At 65.3% G+C, this 1,393-nt stretch carries 1 protein-coding gene; it reads left to right on the top strand.

Features of this window, described 5'->3' with window-relative positions:
- Positions 1-2: 2 nt before the first annotated feature.
- A partial coding sequence (locus LCU97_RS26450; RefSeq protein WP_232778206.1) for a carbon starvation CstA family protein occupies positions 3-1,393 on the top strand: 1,391 nt, incomplete at its 3' end.

The raw sequence follows: 1,393 nt of genomic DNA, 5'->3' as shown, positions 1-1,393 counted from the left end.
CGATCAACGCCCTCTGGATCGTCGTCGCAGCCGTCGCGATCTACCTGGTCGCCTACCGCTACTACAGCCTCTTCATCGCCAACAACGTGATGCAACTCGATGCGCGCCGGGCCACGCCTGCCGTGCTCAACAACGATGGCCTGGACTACGTCCCGACCAACAAACACATCCTCTTCGGTCACCACTTCGCCGCCATTGCCGGCGCCGGACCATTGGTCGGGCCGGTCCTGGCCGCGCAGATGGGCTATTTGCCCGGCACGCTGTGGCTGATCGCCGGCGTGGTGCTGGCCGGTGCGGTGCAGGACTTCATGGTCCTGTTCCTCTCCACCCGCCGCAACGGTCGCTCCCTGGGCGACATGGTGCGCGAGGAAATGGGCCGCATCCCCGGCACCATCGCGCTGTTCGGCTGTTTCCTGATCATGATCATCATCCTCGCGGTGCTGGCGCTGATCGTGGTCAAGGCCCTGGCCGAGAGCCCGTGGGGCATCTTCACGGTGATGGCGACCATCCCGATCGCGATGTTCATGGGCATTTATATGCGCTACATCCGTCCGGGTCGCATTGGTGAGATCTCCCTCATCGGCGTGCTGTTGCTGCTGGGTTCGATCTGGCTGGGCGGGCAGGTGGCCGCCGATCCGGTCTGGGCCAAGGCCTTCACCTTTACCGGCGTGCAGATCACCTGGATGCTGATCGGCTACGGCTTTGTCGCGGCGGTGCTGCCGGTGTGGCTGATCCTGGCGCCGCGGGACTACCTGTCCACGTTCCTCAAGATCGGCACCATCGTCGCCCTGGCGATCGGCATCCTGATCACCATGCCCGAGCTGAAGATGCCGGCGCTGACCCAGTTCACCGACGGCACCGGCCCGGTGTGGAAGGGCGGGCTGTTCCCGTTCCTGTTCATCACCATCGCCTGTGGCGCGGTGTCGGGCTTCCATGCCCTGATCTCGTCGGGCACCACGCCCAAGCTGCTGGATAACGAAGTCAACGCCCGTTACATCGGCTACGGCGGCATGCTCATGGAGTCCTTCGTGGCGATCATGGCCATGGTCGCCGCTTCGGTGATCGAGCCGGGCGTGTACTTTGCCATGAACAGCCCGGCGGCCATCGTCGGCACCGACGTGGTGGCCGTGGCGCAGACCGTCAGCAACTGGGGCTTTGCCATCACGCCGGACGCGTTGCAGGCGGTGGCCAAGGACATCGGCGAAACCACCATCCTGGCCCGCGCCGGCGGTGCGCCGACCCTGGCGGTGGGTATCGCGCAGATCCTGCACTCGGTGCTGCCGGGTGAGAACACCATGGCGTTCTGGTACCACTTCGCGATCCTGTTCGAAGCGCTGTTCATCCTCACCGCGGTGGACGCCGGCACCCGTGCCGGGCGGTTCATGCTGCAGGA

This window comes from Pseudomonas uvaldensis (assembly GCF_021271205.1).
GTDB classification, from domain to species: Bacteria; Pseudomonadota; Gammaproteobacteria; order Pseudomonadales; family Pseudomonadaceae; genus Aquipseudomonas; species Aquipseudomonas uvaldensis.
Note: the sequence above shows the minus strand (reverse complement) of the source record. Positions and strands in the feature narration are given on the sequence as shown.